16 protein-coding genes and 1 pseudogene are annotated in these 15,391 nt (G+C 61.5%); 9 read left to right on the top strand and 8 right to left on the bottom strand.

Features of this window, described 5'->3' with window-relative positions:
- Nucleotide 1: 1 nt before the first annotated feature.
- Complete coding sequence (locus tag ACM43_RS32920) at nt 2-700, top strand: nitroreductase (protein WP_271545789.1); 699 nt, start codon at nt 2-4, stop codon at nt 698-700.
- A 97-nt stretch (nt 701-797) separates the two neighbouring features.
- Here ACM43_RS32920 and ACM43_RS32915 read toward each other — a convergent pair whose 3' ends face one another.
- Nucleotides 798-1,346: a sigma-70 family RNA polymerase sigma factor gene (locus tag ACM43_RS32915; protein WP_018316216.1), complete on the bottom strand. Its 549-nt coding sequence runs from the start codon at nt 1,344-1,346 to the stop codon at nt 798-800.
- Entirely contained in the window at nt 1,346-1,579 is a 234-nt protein-coding gene (locus ACM43_RS32910) for a NepR family anti-sigma factor (RefSeq protein ID WP_025032292.1), read from the bottom strand. The genes ACM43_RS32915 and ACM43_RS32910 overlap by 1 nt, the downstream gene beginning before the upstream one ends.
- Nucleotides 1,580-1,810: 231 nt before the next feature.
- On the opposite strand from ACM43_RS32910, the gene ACM43_RS32905 reads away from it, so the two are divergent.
- Entirely contained in the window at nt 1,811-2,617 is an 807-nt protein-coding gene (locus ACM43_RS32905; RefSeq protein WP_035997648.1) for a response regulator, read from the top strand.
- 84 nt (nt 2,618-2,701) lie between these two features.
- On the opposite strand, the gene ACM43_RS32900 is transcribed toward ACM43_RS32905, so the two are convergent.
- Nucleotides 2,702-3,550 (bottom strand): TonB family protein, encoded by an 849-nt coding sequence (locus tag ACM43_RS32900; RefSeq protein WP_271545786.1) that lies wholly within the window; start codon nt 3,548-3,550, stop codon nt 2,702-2,704.
- Nucleotides 3,551-3,735: 185 nt separating this feature from the next.
- On the opposite strand from ACM43_RS32900, the gene ACM43_RS32895 reads away from it, so the two are divergent.
- From ACM43_RS32895 to ACM43_RS32880, 4 genes are all read left to right on the top strand, one after another.
- On the top strand, nt 3,736-4,350 hold the full coding sequence (locus ACM43_RS32895) for a nuclear transport factor 2 family protein (RefSeq protein WP_271545783.1): 615 nt from the start codon (nt 3,736-3,738) through the stop codon (nt 4,348-4,350).
- A 241-nt stretch (nt 4,351-4,591) separates the two neighbouring features.
- Complete coding sequence (locus ACM43_RS32890; protein ID WP_271545781.1) at nt 4,592-5,092, top strand: lipocalin-like domain-containing protein; 501 nt, start codon at nt 4,592-4,594, stop codon at nt 5,090-5,092.
- Nucleotides 5,093-5,375: 283 nt separating this feature from the next.
- Entirely contained in the window at nt 5,376-6,533 is a 1,158-nt protein-coding gene (locus ACM43_RS32885; protein ID WP_271545779.1) for an alpha/beta hydrolase family protein, read from the top strand.
- Between the two features lie 87 nt (nt 6,534-6,620).
- Nucleotides 6,621-7,415 (top strand): DUF3313 domain-containing protein, encoded by a 795-nt coding sequence (locus ACM43_RS32880; protein ID WP_271545777.1) that lies wholly within the window; start codon nt 6,621-6,623, stop codon nt 7,413-7,415.
- A gap of 192 nt (nt 7,416-7,607) precedes the next feature.
- On the opposite strand, the gene ACM43_RS32875 is transcribed toward ACM43_RS32880, so the two are convergent.
- The 3 genes and pseudogenes from ACM43_RS32875 to ACM43_RS32865 all read right to left on the bottom strand — a co-directional run.
- Entirely contained in the window at nt 7,608-9,038 is a 1,431-nt protein-coding gene (locus ACM43_RS32875; protein WP_271545775.1) for a pyridoxal phosphate-dependent decarboxylase family protein, read from the bottom strand.
- A 1,256-nt stretch (nt 9,039-10,294) separates the two neighbouring features.
- A complete protein-coding gene (locus ACM43_RS32870) occupies nt 10,295-10,648 on the bottom strand; it encodes an acyl-CoA-like ligand-binding transcription factor (protein WP_271546509.1) in 354 nt (117 codons plus the stop codon).
- Nucleotides 10,649-10,696: 48 nt separating this feature from the next.
- Nucleotides 10,697-10,915, bottom strand: a pseudogene (locus tag ACM43_RS32865) (TetR/AcrR family transcriptional regulator); the annotation flags it as partial.
- Nucleotides 10,916-11,165: 250 nt separating this feature from the next.
- Between ACM43_RS32865 and ACM43_RS32860 the strand changes: the two are divergent.
- The gene (locus tag ACM43_RS32860) at nt 11,166-12,080 is read left to right on the top strand and encodes an oxidoreductase (RefSeq protein WP_271545773.1); all 915 of its coding nucleotides are present in this window, start codon (nt 11,166-11,168) and stop codon (nt 12,078-12,080) included.
- Nucleotides 12,081-12,094: 14 nt separating this feature from the next.
- Entirely contained in the window at nt 12,095-12,754 is a 660-nt protein-coding gene (locus ACM43_RS32855) for an SRPBCC family protein (RefSeq protein WP_271545771.1), read from the top strand.
- A gap of 48 nt (nt 12,755-12,802) precedes the next feature.
- On the opposite strand, the gene ACM43_RS32850 is transcribed toward ACM43_RS32855, so the two are convergent.
- Together ACM43_RS32850 and ACM43_RS32845 are read right to left on the bottom strand one after the other, a co-directional pair.
- Nucleotides 12,803-12,994 (bottom strand): hypothetical protein, encoded by a 192-nt coding sequence (locus tag ACM43_RS32850; protein WP_271545769.1) that lies wholly within the window; start codon nt 12,992-12,994, stop codon nt 12,803-12,805.
- Nucleotides 12,995-13,008: 14 nt separating this feature from the next.
- Nucleotides 13,009-13,956: a LysR family transcriptional regulator gene (locus ACM43_RS32845; RefSeq protein ID WP_271545768.1), complete on the bottom strand. Its 948-nt coding sequence runs from the start codon at nt 13,954-13,956 to the stop codon at nt 13,009-13,011.
- 203 nt (nt 13,957-14,159) lie between these two features.
- Here ACM43_RS32845 and ACM43_RS32840 point away from each other — a divergent pair, with 203 nt between their 5' ends.
- Nucleotides 14,160-15,107, top strand: coding sequence for an MBL fold metallo-hydrolase (locus tag ACM43_RS32840; protein ID WP_271546507.1), 948 nt, complete (start codon nt 14,160-14,162; stop codon nt 15,105-15,107).
- The last annotated feature ends 284 nt before the right edge of the window (nt 15,108-15,391 follow it).

The following is a 15,391-nucleotide window of genomic DNA, read 5'->3' as shown; positions in this document are numbered from 1 at the left end:
GATGGACGCACAAGTGAGACAGAACGACCGCATCGAGGTGCTCGAAGAGCTCCTCAACGAGCGCTACTCCGTTCGCGCATTTCTCCCCAAGGAGGTCGATCGCGCCACCATCGAGCATGTGCTGGCGACCGCGCAGCGCACGGCGTCCTGGTGCAACAGCCAGCCCTGGCAGGTCATCATCGCCAGTGGCGAGGCCAAGGAGCGCTTTCGCAAGGCGATCTACGCGGAGGCCTCGAAGGGCCTCGGCGATGACTACGACTTCACGCCACCGCGCGAATATGTCGGGGTCTATCTCGATCGCCGCCGCGAGAGCGGCTTCCAACTCTACAACACGCTCGGCATCGCCCGCGGCGACAAGGCGGCCTATGCCAAGCAGGCGCTGGAGAACTACAATTTCTTCGGCGCACCGCATGTCGCCGTCATCCACACCAACGAGCCGCTCGGTATCTACGGTGCGATCGATTGCGGCGCCTATGTCTCCAACTTCATGCTGGCGGCGCAGGCGCTCGGGCTCGGCACTATTCCGCAGGCCGCGCTGGCGCGGCATTCCGGCCTGATCCGCCGCCACTTCGATCTGCCCGATGACCGCCGCGTCGTCTGCGGTATCTCGTTCGGCTATGCGGACCATGCGCACCAGGTCAACAGCTACCGCACTTCGCGGGCGAGCGTGGCCGAGACCGCAACCTTCGTGGATGTGTAATCGCGGCGTGAGCCGGACGCATCGGCGTCAGACGCGCGCGAAGACAGCCGTGGAAGCGGCCGTCTTCGTCTCGTTCCGGTGCGATTGACGGCGGCGGTCAGCCGCCGCTGCCGCCGATCACGGCCCGCACGGTCTCGTCAGGCCCAAAATCCTCGGCGCCGTCGACATAGAGCAGCGCGGCGAGCTTCGAGCGGGCGCGGTTCACGCGGCTCTTGATGGTGCCGACTGCGCAGCCGCAGATCGAGGCGGCGTCCTCATAGGAGAAGCCGGACGCGCCGACCAGGATCAAGGCTTCACGCTGATCCTGCGGAAGCTTGTCGAGCGCGGTGCGAAACTCCTCGAATTCGAGGTGCGCATTCTGCGAGGGCTGGGTCTTCAGCGTCTTGGCGTAATTGCCCTCGGCATCCTCGACCTCGCGCCGCCGCTTGCGATAGTCGGACCGGAACAGGTTGCGCAGGATCGTGAAAAGCCAGGCCGGCAGGTTGGAGCCGGGCTGGAACGAGTCGATGTTGGCGAGCGCACGCAGCAGCGTCTCCTGGACCAAATCGTCGGCGCGGTCCGCATTGCCGCTGAGCGAGATGGCGAAGGCGCGCAGACTAGGCACGGCCGCCAAGATGTCGTTACGCAGGGAGTCCGTGAGAGGCATCAATCCCTCCCATTGTTGTTGTCGTTGGATCCGCCCTCATTTTCCACGTGGGGTGACGCTCCCGGCGCATCAAGCTTCTTGATCAGTTCTGCGAACCGATCCGGAACCCCCTGTCGCACGACATCGTCGTACATGGCGCGCAACTGGTGCCCGATCCGGGATTGAATCTCCGGAGTCAGGCCTCCCTTGCCGGGGGTCGTGCTTCTGCTGGCTTGAGACTTGAGATCTTTCATGACCTGTTCCACGTTTCCCCGAGTTAAGTGACTGTAAAATCGAGAAGTTTTCTCAACCGGGAGCCGTTCCCTGGATAGGCACAATTCCAGCTGCGCCAAAAAGTTCCCAGCTCGGCGGAACTTTTGTTGTCGTGAGGCGTAGACAGCCCAGCAGGGGAACCTGGGCCCCCCGCGTGATGCCTGACCTCAGGATTGGACCTCAAGGTTGGCCCGAAGACGAATGGAGTGGGGATGTCCCGTTCACAGGTAGTTGCTGAACACTTGCCGTTGTTGCGCCGGTACGCGCGGGCTCTGACAGGCAGCCAGGCCTCCGGTGACGCCTATGTCGCCGCGATGTTGGAAGCCATGCTGGGCGATCCGTCGGTGCTCGACGAGAACCATGGGCCCCGGGCCGGCCTGTTCCGGCTCTTCACCCAGATCTGGAATTCAGTCTCGATCAACGACGATGCCGAGGTGACGACCCTGCCGATGCCGCCGGAACGGCGGCTGTCGAACATCACCCCGCTGCCGCGCCAGGCCTTCCTGCTGCTATCGCTCGAGGGCTTTTCGGAAGAGGAAGTCGCCTTCATTCTCGGCACCGACGTCGCCGAGACGCGCCGTCTTGCGGACGCAGCCGGACGCGAGATGGCCGCCGAGATCGCCACCGACGTGCTGATCATCGAGGACGAGACCTTCATCGCCATGGACCTCGAGAGCCTGGTGAAGAATCTCGGCCACAACGTCGTCGGCGTCGCGCGCACCCATGCCGATGCGGTCGCGCTGGCCAAGAACAAGCGGCCCGGCCTGATCCTTGCCGATATCCAGCTTGCCGACGGCTCGTCGGGCCTGGACGCCGTCAACGAGCTCCTGCGTACCTTCGAGGTGCCGGTGGTGTTCATCACGGCCTATCCGGAGCGCTTCCTCACCGGCGAGCGTCCCGAGCCGGCGTTCCTGATCTCAAAGCCGTTCCAGCCCGCGATGGTATCGGCGGTGGCGAGCCAGGCCCTGTTCTTCCAGCGCAACTCGCGCAATCGCACGCCGAAGGCGCCGGCGGCGTAAGAAAAGGCCTATCGAACACAAGGGCGGCGCGTCGCAAGGCGCGCCGCCCTCATATGTGCCGACGGAGCGTCATCCTGCTCTGCCTCAGCAACCGCGGCAGATGCTGCGAAGCATCGCGTTCAGCTTTGTATCATCCGTTCCAGGAGATTTCGCATTCAGCTTGGCCTGGCCCTCGATCCAGGATTGAAGCAATTTCTCGCCTTCCGGCGACGGCGCCAGGTTGGGCTCCGTCCCATCGTAAGCTATGAGGACGGTTAATCTCTGCAGGTCGTCCTTTGCCTCGGCGGGCGGCTTCGGGAACGGCACGGATCGCTCGACCATTGCCAACGTCGCAGCATCCAGCGGCGCGAAGCCCGTGCTTTCCACTAAAGCGCTTGAGATTAATTTGCCCGAGCGATCGACCACGAATGTAACGCCGGCATCAGCCCTTCGCCCAATCGCCTGCGGAGGAAATATCCTGTTGCGCCAGACATGCTCGGTGATTGCCTTGCGCCAAGCGGCCATGGCCTCGGACTCTGCGAGGCCGGAAGCCGGTGTGCTCAGCACCAGACCGTTGGGCGGCACCTGGAACTGACGGCCCTTGAAGACAATCGGGATCAAGAAATGGAAAGTCTCTTCCTTCAGCTCCGAAGGTGGTTCGGGAAACGGTTGGGCGCGGGCGACGATCTCCAGCGCAGCATCGTCGAGCAGTCGCGAGCCGCTGCTCGCAGCCAGTCCCCGCGAGACCAATTTGCCGGACCGGTCGACGACGAAGCCCACCTTGGCCTCACCGGTTTGCCCCAGTGCCTGGGCTGGAAATAGTCTGCTCTTGGCGATATGCGCCGAAAGCCTTGCCTTCCAGGCCTGGGCACTTTCGCTCTGCTTTTCAGTCTGTGCGTGCGCCGGGAAAGCCGCAAGGAATCCGAGAAATGCGGCCAGCAAGGGAATTTTCATCTGCATGATCCCGGATACTAATCGCCGGCTGGTTGATTGCAAGGCTCGTTGCTCGCATCGCATTCACCCGGGTTTAGGGTGGTGAACGACCGCGCCCGGCCGCTTGACGCCGTCCAAATTGCCCCGTCGATACGTCGGGCCGATGACGTCCATCGCAGCCACAGGCCGCCGGGAGGATACGGACCATGGACCAGCAACTCCTCGATCGTCTTGCCATCCGCGACCTCATCGAGAACTGGGCGGTGTGGCGCGATGCCGGCGACTGGGAGCGCTTTGCCACGGTCTGGCACGAAGAAGGCTGGATGTCCGCGACCTGGTTTCAGGGGTCGGCGCGGGATTTCATGCGCGTCAGCCAGGAGGGTTTTGCCAGGGGCGTGCGCATCCTGCATTTCCTCGGCGGCACCAGCATCGACCTTGCGGCTGCGCGCGCGATCGCGCAGACCAAGATGACCATCTCGCAGCGCGGCCTCGTGCACGACGTGCTCTGCGACGTCGTCTGCACCGGACGCTTCTACGATTTCCTGGAGAAGCGGGACGACCCATCAGGTATCGGCAAATGGGGCATCGTCCGCCGCCAGCCGATCTACGAGAAGGATCGGATCGATCCGGTCGATCCCGCCGCGACGCTTCGGCTCGACCAGGAAGCGCTGGCTGCGCTCCCCGAGGGCTACCGCCACCTCGCCTACATGCAGGAGCTGATCGGCTACAAGGTCAAGCGCGACATGCCGGGCCTGATCGGGCCCGAGGTCGAGAAGCTCTATGGCGAGGGCCGGGAGTGGCTGGCAGGAAAGGCGAAGTAGACCGCGGACAGGCGTGGAGATGAGAGCTGCTGTCCCATTTGAGCTATTGGGTCGCGCGAGCTTTTTCGGCGCGGCCGTCCAGCCGTCGTCCCACAAATGCCCGTTGTCGGACCTTGTCATCTCGTCGGTTGCGGAGTGACGCCATGGCAAACGCAGCAGAGGCAGTACTTGGTCTTTCATCAAGACCAACTACGTAGAGCGACGATCAAACGACTAACAACCTGTAAAAGATGGAGCCTACATGAAGAGCCTCGGACTTGCAGGCCGGGTCTTTGCGGTTGCATTGGCCCTCGCTGTCGGCACTGCCGAAGCACGGCCGCTCAATCAGGTGCTCGGCACTTGGCGCATGGTTTCAGCTCAACTCGATCCGGATGGCCGGAATGTCCCGGCCTACGGGCAGAAGCCAAACAGCCTTTTGGTCTTCACCGAAGACATGCACTTTATCGAGGTTCTGACCGACGCCTCCATTCCGAAATTCGCTTCCAACGAGCGAGGTGGCGGCACCGACGAAGAGAACCGGGCTGCGATGGCGGGCAGCATCGCGTTCTTCGGCACTTACATCGTCGATGAGAATGGCGTCTTCAGCGGCAATCGCGTTGAAGGCTCGACCTTCCCAAACTGGGTCGGTAGCGAGCGCACGCGACAGGATCTGAACTTCGATGTAATCGGGGACCGCATGATCGAGAACTTTCAGCGGCCGGAGGGCACCAAGGTCGTCATCATCTGGGAGCGGGTGCGCTAGCGCGTCCCCCAGGCAGACCCGTCCGAATGGAGGCTGGAGGCGCAGACCGAAGCTCTCCGGCACCACGTGCGCGACGTAGTGCCTTACAGCAGCCTTGAGCAAGACGAGAGATGGAGGTGACCTGTCGGATAATCACGCACGCGTTACTGACTGCCGCGTGGCCTGCGTCAAAATAATGCACCCAGTGCAGTTTTATTGACACAAAGAACGCGGACTGTTACCGAATTGGCTTCGGCACAGTGCTGTAGATGCCGAGTGCGGGGACGTAGCAGGAGTAATGGTCATGAGAAGCTGGCTCGCTGCTATGGCATTGGCATGTGCCGTCGGGATGGCGCTGCCTGAAGGTGCGAACGCACAGAATGCTCAGGTGCAACAAGAGCATGCGGCCTTTCGTGCTGTCGACTTCGATTGGATAGATACGTCTCGAGGTCGCGAAGTTCCTGCTCGCTTGTATTGGCCCACTGAGGCATCGCCGGGACGGGTGCCACTGATCATCTTCTCGCACGGCATGGGCGGTTCGCGAAACGGCTACACCTACCTCGCCGCCCGGTGGGCCGCCCACGGCATCGCGAGTTTGCATGTCCAGCATATCGGGAGCGATTCCTCTCTCTGGCGTGGAAATCCCTTCGAGCTCGTGGGGCGGCTGCAAGCGGCGACCCGGGATGATGAGGCCGCGGCACGTGTCGGAGATATCCGTTTTGCGCTCGACCAAATGCTATTGTTTGCAACCGGTCCGTACGCCCGATTCATCGATATGCGACGCATCGCCGTGGCCGGCCATTCCTATGGCGCGAACACCGCATTGTTGACGGTGGGTGCGCGGGTCGTTCGGGATGGTCGTTGGCTCGATTTCCGCGACCGGCGCTTCAAGGCGGCGATCGTGATTTCCGCCCCACCTTTCTACGGCGAGAAAGACTTGCCGAGCGTGCTCGCCAACATCGCCGTGCCGACGCTTCACGTGACGGCGACGCAGGACGTCATCAAAATTCCCGGATTCTACTCGGCTGCGCGCGATCGGGTCGCAATATTCGAGGCGATCGCCAATCGGCGCAAGCTCCTGGTCATGTTCCAAGGGGGATCCCATAGCATATTCACGGACCGCGCTCTGACCGGAGGAGCAGGACTGAATCCGAAGGTCAAGGAAGCCACCGGAGATCTAACGCTTGCATTCCTGGACTATGCGTTTGCCGGGGATTCCAAAGCTTTGGCGCAATGGAGCTTCGACTGGCAGGACATTCTCGCGCAGCCCACAATGGCGAACGCGATCCCGATCTCAGGTGCGACCGCACAGTCGGATCGACAAGGCCATATCCGTGTGACCTCGGCCGAAAAGGGCCGTGCGACAACCAGTGAGCAACAGAAAAATTATCCTCTCCTTGCGGCCGGCGCACGTCAGGCGACCGCAGAAATCGACGGGCCGGCATCTGCATTGCGTCGCTGAAGTCCGATGCAGCGTTTCCCGCTCATAGCGGTCTTGTGTCTGCTGACCGCCGGGTGCGCGACTGCGCCGCTGAACAGGGCGGGATCGTTGACCAGTTATGATGGTCTGGCGCCGTCAGACGGTATTTTGACGAAGTCGATCGTTCGTGTCGACAAGGAGGACGTTCTCGGCGCCAAGAGCGTCCGGCTGGTAGAAACTCGATTTTCGACCAAAGCGGCCGCGGAGGTCTCCTTCTCGCCGGAGCAGCGCAAGATCATCGGCAACGCCATCGACCGTGCTCTGTGCTTCGGACTGAGCGAGCGGTTCGACATTGTCGGCCCAGCGGATCAAGCCGACCTGACCGTTCAAGCCGTCGTCACACATGCGGCGGCGACCGATCCTGCGGCGGCAGGCGCGTCCGGTGTCGCGCGGGTCGCAAAGTCTGTACTCCTGCCTGGCGTGCCGGTACCCGTTCCGCGCATCCCGTTGGGACTTGGCAGCCTTTCGGTCGAAGGTGAGGCGAGGGACAGAAGAGGGAAGCAGAAGGCGGCTATGGTATGGGGCCGCGGGGCGAATTCTTTCACGAGCTCGCCGCGCGTATCGCCGGACGGCGATGCATACGACCTCTCGACCGCCTTTGCCGCCGACTTCAGCAAGTTGCTGGTCACGGGCAGTACCCCATTCGGGGCGGCTCCATCGCTGCCGTCGCTGGACAGCTTGCACGTTCTGCTGGGTGGTGCGCCGAAGCAATCCGCGTGCGAAGCGTTCGGACGAGCTCCCGGAATTGCGGGGTTCATCGGCCAAGGACTTGGAGCTCCCCCAAGTTGGACCGACAAGGGCGCGGCGCCTCCATCGCCTCCGGCGGCCGCGCCACCAGTCAGCGAGCCTTCACCCGCGACATGAGATCGACGAAGCGGCGGATCGCCGACATGCGCGATGTTGACGCGCATACCGGGCCACCGGCGAGCGTCGGGTATGAAGGTCGATCCAGGCGCAAGCAGTTGCCGCCTGAGTCCGCACCTCAGTTGCAACCTGACCGTGGCGTCGCGATGTTGCGATGCCCGCGGGCCATGCACCCCTATCTATCCGGGCCATTCACGAAAATTTTGGGACGGCCGCGGCAGCCGCTTCCTGGATCGTGCGCCACACCGCCTCGATGTCGCTCGCCTCGGTGGATATCGTGCCGATCGAGACACGAACCATCCAGTGCCCGGCCGCGGTAGCGGGCGTGACATAGGCTTGGCCCGAGGCGTTCACCGCATGCGCCCATGCGCGCGTGAAGTCATCGAGACGTTGGGAAGGCACCGACATCGGGCGGTTCACAGTACATACGGTCTGCAGCACGACGGGTGCGACGACGTCCCAACCCGGTGTTGCTTCGACTTTGGACCGAAGATCTTGGGCCAGGCTAATGTCTCGCCGCAACCTCGCCTGCAACCCGGAAACGCCCTGTTCCCGGATGGCGAACCATAGTTTCAACGCCCTGAATCTCCGTCCGAGCGGAATTCCGGTGTTACGCAGATTGCGCACCTTCCCGTCGGCCTGAGATTGGAGGAAGCTCGGATCGGCAGACATCACCCTGAGAAGGTGAGGCTCGTCCCGAACGAAATAGAGCGAACAATCGAACGGGACGCCGAGCCATTTGTGCGCATTGATAACGACACTGTCTGCGTCCTCGATGCCTTCCCACATCCACCGTAGCTCGGGTAAGATCATCGCATTCCCGGCCATGGCAGCGTCGATGTGAAGCCACAAACCATGCCTCCGCGCTATGGCAGCGATCTCGGAGAGCGGATCGATGGACACGGTCGCGGTCCCGCCCACTGCCGCGACGATCGCGCATGGCTTGAACCCGGCGTGAATATCCGCAAGGATTGAATCTTCGAGCGCCCCGGGACGCATTGCGAAATTGGCGTCGATATCGACCATGCGGACATTCTCACGGCCGAAGCCCGCTAGCAGCGCCGCCTTTTCGACGGAAGAATGAGCGCTTGCCGATGTGTAGATCGTCAACGGCTTGAGTTCTGCTTGCAGACCCTGGCGAACGAGCGAGAAGCCCGTCGTCTTCTCCCGGGCGCATAGCAGAGCAACCAAGGTGCTTGTCGACGCAGTGTCGTTGATCACGCCGAACCAGGCGGAAGACAAGCCAACCATCTGCCTGAACCAGTCGACCGTGACCTCCTCGATCTCCGTCACTGCGGGCGATGACTGCCAGGACAGGCCCAGCACCCCAAGTCCGCTGCTTACCAGATCACCGAGAATGCCGGACCCAAGTGAATTGGAGGGAAAGTAGCCGAAGAACCGCGGGTGTTGCCAATGCGAGATGTTGGGGAGAACCACTGAATCAAGATCGGCGATGATCTCATCGAACCCCTCAGCTTCTACCGGCGGGGAGGCTGGAAGCATCGCTTTCACGTCACCCGGCTGTGTCGCAGGTTGGACCGGATAGTCGGACATCTTGGCATGGTAGTCGGCCAGCCAGTCGATGATCTCATGGCCTCGTTTTCGGAATTCCTCGGGCGTCATTTAGGCCTCTTTGGTTGCTCGCTTCCGGATTGGCCGGGTGTTCAGAGCTATGGCAGAACGTATCTCGGATGGCTCCGCATATTGCAGTGATGGGATCTGCCAGCGCGATGGCCTGAGGCGTCGAACCCGGGATGCCGCAGACGTGGCCAGCGTGCGAATCCTCGCCATCGTCCCGGTACGAAGCACGCTGAATGCGGGGAATAAGGCGAACAGCAAAGTAAGACCGATCCACCTCATCAGTCGACCCGAGAGGAACGCTTGTATCGTGGGGGTCACCTCTTCTTGCAAGAAATCCACCGTCGCAACCAATATTGGCTTCGCGCCGGGGCAAACGAGGCTGCCTGAGACGATGCCGGCCAGATCGATATAGGGGTGGAATGAGATCACGTACAGGAGAGCAGCGATCCCGACATTCGTGAGAATTGGAGATCGGAGTGCCTTCACAACGCGTCTGGCGAAACGAGAGGAAATTGGAGCAACGTGGGTTTCTTCGTGTTTCGCGGGATCCGCCGGTCGAATGGACTTCAACGCCTCGGCCGGCCGGTAGGAGCCCCGGGATCGATCGAGCCGCGCGCGCGTTCGGTGCTGAACAATCGTCTCCAGTCTTACGGGCACCTCGGCCGACCACACCCGCGCACGTGGCCGAAGGTGGTCGGAGCCGCTGTGATGGATCGCGAGCCTGCCGCCGGCAAACGGCCGCTTGGCATCTCGCTCCCGTTCCCCTTGCGGAGCTGCAATATCCGTCCCATCCGGCGTGTCACATGTCATTCGATGACTCCTTGCTCGTCCCCACGGACGACGGTCGGGATGCCTCGAGAGCGGTCATTTCAGAAATCTCGCACCAAGCGTAACTTATATTGCACTTGGTGTAATATTATTTGGGCGATTTCGTGGCCCGGCCCAGCCGTCGGCCAGCCTGCCGATTGGTGCTGGCAACAAGTCGATTGCTGCGCTTATTTTCTGCTCAAGATCGCCGAAGCGAAGCAGCGATCCGCCGGTTTGCAAACAACAGGACGATGCCGGTGGCGGCGCTGGCGACCGGGACAATCAGCATTCCAATAGCGAGCCCGTTCGATATCTGCGCATTCGTCGCGGCGTCGCTGATCGAGCCGACGAGCAGTGGCCCGAGTGCCGGGCCGAAAAGGCCCGAGCCGATCAGAACGAGGCTCGCCTCTTTGCGAGGAGGAGACGCTCCACCATGGCTCGATGGAGAAGCAGCCCGGCGACCCTGGCGTCTCCCGGGCCATTCCTTCGGCTCAAAGAACGCTCTGCAAATTCGCGAAGGATTCGCGGAGATAAGCTGCCGGCGGTCGCCTGCCGTTGTCGTTGCTCCAGGATTCGATCGCCAGTCGAAGCGCTCCGACGGAGACCATGGCGACGTATCGAAGGGATTTCCGTCGCTTGGCCTGGGGCCATTTCACGCAAAGGGCTTCGAATATCGCCTGTTCCTGAGCGATATACTTCGCGTGGCTCGCGGAAATCAGCGCCGGGCTCGAGCGGATGACCCGATCGAGGGCGAGACTCTGCTGCGAATTGTAGTTGCCGGTCAATTTCAGCAAAGCGTTCTTGACGGTGTCGATGGGAGATTGATCCGAAGGCTCGGCGATCACGGCAGCTCTAATGAGCTGCGTGAAGTGGCTTTGCCACGCAAGCAAGATTTCTTCCTTCGACTTGAAGTAATAAAAGAACGTCCGCCGCGAAATGCCTGCCGCCTCCGCGATCGCCTCGAGGGTCGTCTCTTCATAGCCATTCGCCATGAACAGCTTGAGGCCTGCTTCCGCGATCCGAGCCAGCGTCTCACGCCGTTTGCGCTCGCGAAGACCCTCCTCCGCAACTTTGTCGTCCGCTGTCACTTTTGCCGGCAAGGATAGCCCCATCCAAAAAATCGCACCCAGTGCAATATATTACACGCTGCGCAAACAATGTGCAAGAAAAAATCGATGTGCCTGCCGTGACTTAGGCTGCCTTTACCATGCGATCGCGGCTCTCAACTGGTCGCCGCGTCCGCGGCCAGAGGTCGCGCAGCCCGCGTCCGCAATGGTCTTGTAATATCGCACGTAGTGCAATAAAAAATACACCTGGTGTAATAAGCGCCGCGTGCCAAGCTTAGTAACGTGCAGAGAAGCCATGCCGGATTGGTCCATCAAAGATATTCCCTCTCAGTTGGGGCGGTCAGCCGTCGTCACCGGAACTGGAGGAATTGGCTTTGAAGACGCGTTGGCATTGGCGCGTGCCCGCTGTGAGATCATCATCGCAGGCCGTAGCCTGGAGAAGGGTTCGAGCGCCATTGCGCGAATCCGAGCCGCCTTTCCCGACGCCAAGATCCGCTTTGAAGAGCTCGACCTCGCGAGCCTGAAGTCGGTGAAGGATTTTGGCTGTCGGATGCGAGCCCAGCGGTCGAGCCTCGACATGCTCATCAACAACGCCGCCGTCATGGCGCCACCGCTGCGGAGGGCGACGAGCGACGGCTTCGAGCTACAGTTCGGGACCAACTATCTTGCCCACTTTGCGCTGACGGCGCAGCTCCTTCCGTTGTTGCGCAACGGCAAGGAGCCCCGCGTCGTCAACGTTTCGAGCCTGGCCGCCCGGAGCGGCGTCATCGACTTCGACGATCTTCAGGCGGAGCGCGAGTACAGACCCATGCGGGTTTACAGTCAATCAAAGCTCGCGTGCCTCATGTTCGCGTTCGCGCTTCAGACCAGAAGCGATGTCTCTGGATGGAGAATCAGGAGCATCGCCGCGCACCCCGGCATCGCCCGCACCGAGTTGATTCCAAACGGCGCCGGACCTCGCAGTTTGCAGGGCCTCGCTCGATCCTTCCTCTGGTTCCTATTTCAATCGCCAGCTCAAGGGGCGCTGCCGACGCTGTTCGCGGCGACGTCTCCGCTCGCCGAACCTGGAGGCTATTACGGTCCGGACAGACTGGGCGAGACGCGCGGCGTGCCGGCAGCCGCACGAGTGCCTCGGCAAGCCAAAGACGCGGCCGCGTCCGCGCGGCTCTGGGAGCTTTCCGAAAAGCTCACAGGCGTTCGTTTTTCATGAGCTGTTCGGCTATCATGATCAGACGAAACGCTGCCTCGATTTGCGCCATCGTCTCATTGGCTCTGGGCGGGTGCGGCGCGTCCTTGGTCGGCGCCGATCCGGTGCCGTCTGCAGCGAGCCTCGACCAAGCACATGATGTCGCTCGGCCGGAATTGGAGCGCAGCGCGGACTTCGAGAAGGTCAGCGTCGAAACCGAGATCCAGGCACCCTTGGCTGCCGTAACGACCTGGTTCGCTGACCGTGGCGCCGCCGCATTCGGCTCGTTCCTTACCGGAACGGACAATGTGCCCGGCGTAGTGAGCACCGAGTTGTTGAGCGGTGACTGGAGCAAGCCAGGTGACCGCCGGCGAGTCGTATTCTCGGACAACAACAGCGCGCTGGAAGAGATTACGGACCGCAAGCCGCAGCTTCTGCAATATCAGATATGGAATCTTACCAACCGTACCGGGCGCTACATCAGATATGCGGTCAGCGAGCTGGAGTTCATCGGTAACGGCCAGGCGACCCGCGTGCGCTGGACCTATTCGTTCCGGCCCAAGATCTGGCCGGACGGCTACCTCATCCGGACCTACGTCCAGAACGACTTTCGCAGGTTCATGGAGGTCGGCTTGCAAGCAATGCGAGACAAGGCAGTGACGGACCTCGCTCAAAAGCGAAGCGCGCGGTCGTCCTGAGCGCTCTTTTGAGTCTGACCGAGCGACCAACGAGCAATCTTCCGTTCGTCATTTGATTGAGCGCAGTAGCTTTGGAGGCCCCTGATGCAATGGATCGCCGCCTTCGACTTCGGCATTCGTCTGACCCTCGTGGCCTCTTTGCTCGCGGTCGGCGCGGTCTTCGTTTACTGAACGGCCGATCATTGGATCAGGAAGGATGCACCTGCCGATGAACAGGCATCCCGACAGCGCCGCAGGCATCCGTTTTCCAATGATCAAGACAAAGGCGTGTTTGACCGGACGGCCTTCAAGACGAGTCGACGGAGCCAGGCGTGGCCCGGCTCCGAATGCGTTCGCTCGTGCCATACCATCCGATAATCGAAATTGGGAAGCTCTAAGGGAGGTTCGATCAGGCGAAGCCGCGGGTCACCCGAGAAATTTTCCGCGGCACGGCGTGGGATCGTCAAAATGAGATCGGAGGTCGACGCCACAAGAGCTGCCGTGGCGAAATAGGGTAACCGCACCGCGATGTGCCTGATATGGCCAAGCGTTGCGAGCGCGGTATCGACCGGACCAGCTCTGCCCCCAACCACGGTCACGAGGATGTGGGAGAATGCGACGTAGTCGTCCAGACGCATCCGCCCTGCTTTGGACCGCCTGACGGCGGGATGGCCGGCGCGTACCAGGCATGCGAAGCGCTCCCGGAAAAGGTCTCGGGTACGAAGGCTGGTTGGGAGCGGGTTATCGCTATAGAGCGCAAGGTCGATGTTCACCTCTCCAAGGCTCCTGAAAGTCTGCGCATCGACGGGCGTGATTTCGAGACTTGTCCTCGGCGCTTCGGAAGTCATGAGATGTGCAAGTCGCGGAAGGATGACCGTCGCTCCGTAATCCGTCGTGGCAATACGAAAGACGCGCTCACTCGAGGTCGGGTCGAACTCGGACCGGTTGGCGAGCACATCGCTGACGCCCGCTAGAGCCTTCTGTATCGGTTCGAGAAGTTCGCCGCCGCGGACCGTGGGCCGCATTGTCGTTCCAGCTTTCACGAGCAGCGCATCGTCAAAAACCTTGCGCAGCTTCGCCAATGCTCTGCTGACGGCGGGCTGACTCATTTGGCTTCGTTCTGCAGTCTTGGTGACGCTGCGCGTTTCGAGCAGCGTCTTCAAGATCACCAACAGGTTGAGATCGACGCGATAGAGGATGTCATCGGTTGACGGACGATCCACGGGCTCCTCATCGAAGGGTCGCTTCTGATGCACGTTTTCCAGTTAGTGAATAACGTTTATCGCGGTGGGCCACTTTCTGCAATTCGTCGCATCCCCTAGGTTCGTGGCGTCTCAGCCGCCCGGATAGCGCCTCCGGCGCTCGGCAATTCGAATGACAGAAGGAGTTTGTCTTGAGCGCCTACTCGATCAACCGCCGCAAGATCATGCTGACCGCTGCTGCGGCGCTCCCCGTGCTGGCAACCGGCGGTGGCGCCAAGGCGGCAGCACTGGGCAGTGCGGCGAACAATGCCGGATATTATCGATTTCGCGTCGGGGACATCCAGGCGACCGTGCTCAGCGACGGGCTCCTTTCTGGCCCGCCCAGGATCTACGCCAACGATGCGCCGGAAACGGAGCTTCAGGAGGCACTGATCCGCGCATTCCTCCCTACGGACGTGATGACGCTCAATCTCAACACGCTTCTGATCGAGACGGGCGGCCGTCGCGTTCTCATCGAGGCTGGCGCAGCGCAGACGATGGGACCGAACGGTGGGCGAGTGTTTGGCAACCTCGCGGCTGTTGGCTTGAAGCCGGAGGATATCGACGTCGTCGTCGTCTCGCACACGCATCCGGACCATGTCGGTAATCTACGAAACGCCAACGGCGGCAAATCATTCCCACGTGCAACGGTGTATCTGCCCGAAGCCGATTGGAATTTCTTCGTCCGCGGCGAGCCCGACCTTTCATACATGCCTGTAAATGCGGAATTCCGCCGACGATTCGGTGAGGCCATCAAGCGCAGCGTAGAACCGATTGCGACCGACGCCGTGTTGTATCAGGCCGGAACGGAGATCGTGCCTGGGTTGACCACGTTGGCAGCACACGGGCATACGCCTGGGATGGCGACGTTCCTCGTTCATTCAGGAGCAAGCCAGCTCTTGCTGACGGCCGATCTCGCATATCATCCGGTCGTCAATGTGGATCGAAATTGGCGACCAGGCCCCGACCGTGACAAGGATGCCGCGTTGCAGTCGCGCCGCCGTATTTTCGACCGCGCGGCAGCGGACAAGCTTCTCGTCCTGGGATTCCATTACCCCTTCCCCGGTCTTGGCCGAATATTGAGAACCGGCGACGGCTACGCCTGGGTTCCTGCGAATTGGCAGTTCGACTAATTTCGGAGGAGCCGCTGCTCCCCGGGGCGGGCCGGGCCAAGGTGGCGGATGGTGGGGTCGTGAAACAATGGGACGAATGTCCGGCAGATAAAAGTAAGGCGCGACTGGCATCACCACAGTCGCGCCCTACGTCGCCGGCTTATGGGGCAGGGGGGAATAGCCGGCTGCTGAGACGACTCCTGTGCGCGAAAGTCGTTCCACGGCTCGCGAAATATTTTGCCGTCTGCTGCATTTTTCGCACACGGTTAAGTGATCGTAGCTGTCGAGAACCCCCGATCCTACGG

Origin of the sequence: Bradyrhizobium sp. CCBAU 45321 (assembly GCF_028128975.1) — a bacterium.
GTDB lineage: Bacteria > Pseudomonadota > Alphaproteobacteria > Rhizobiales > Xanthobacteraceae > Bradyrhizobium > Bradyrhizobium yuanmingense.
Note: the sequence above shows the minus strand (reverse complement) of the source record. Positions and strands in the feature narration are given on the sequence as shown.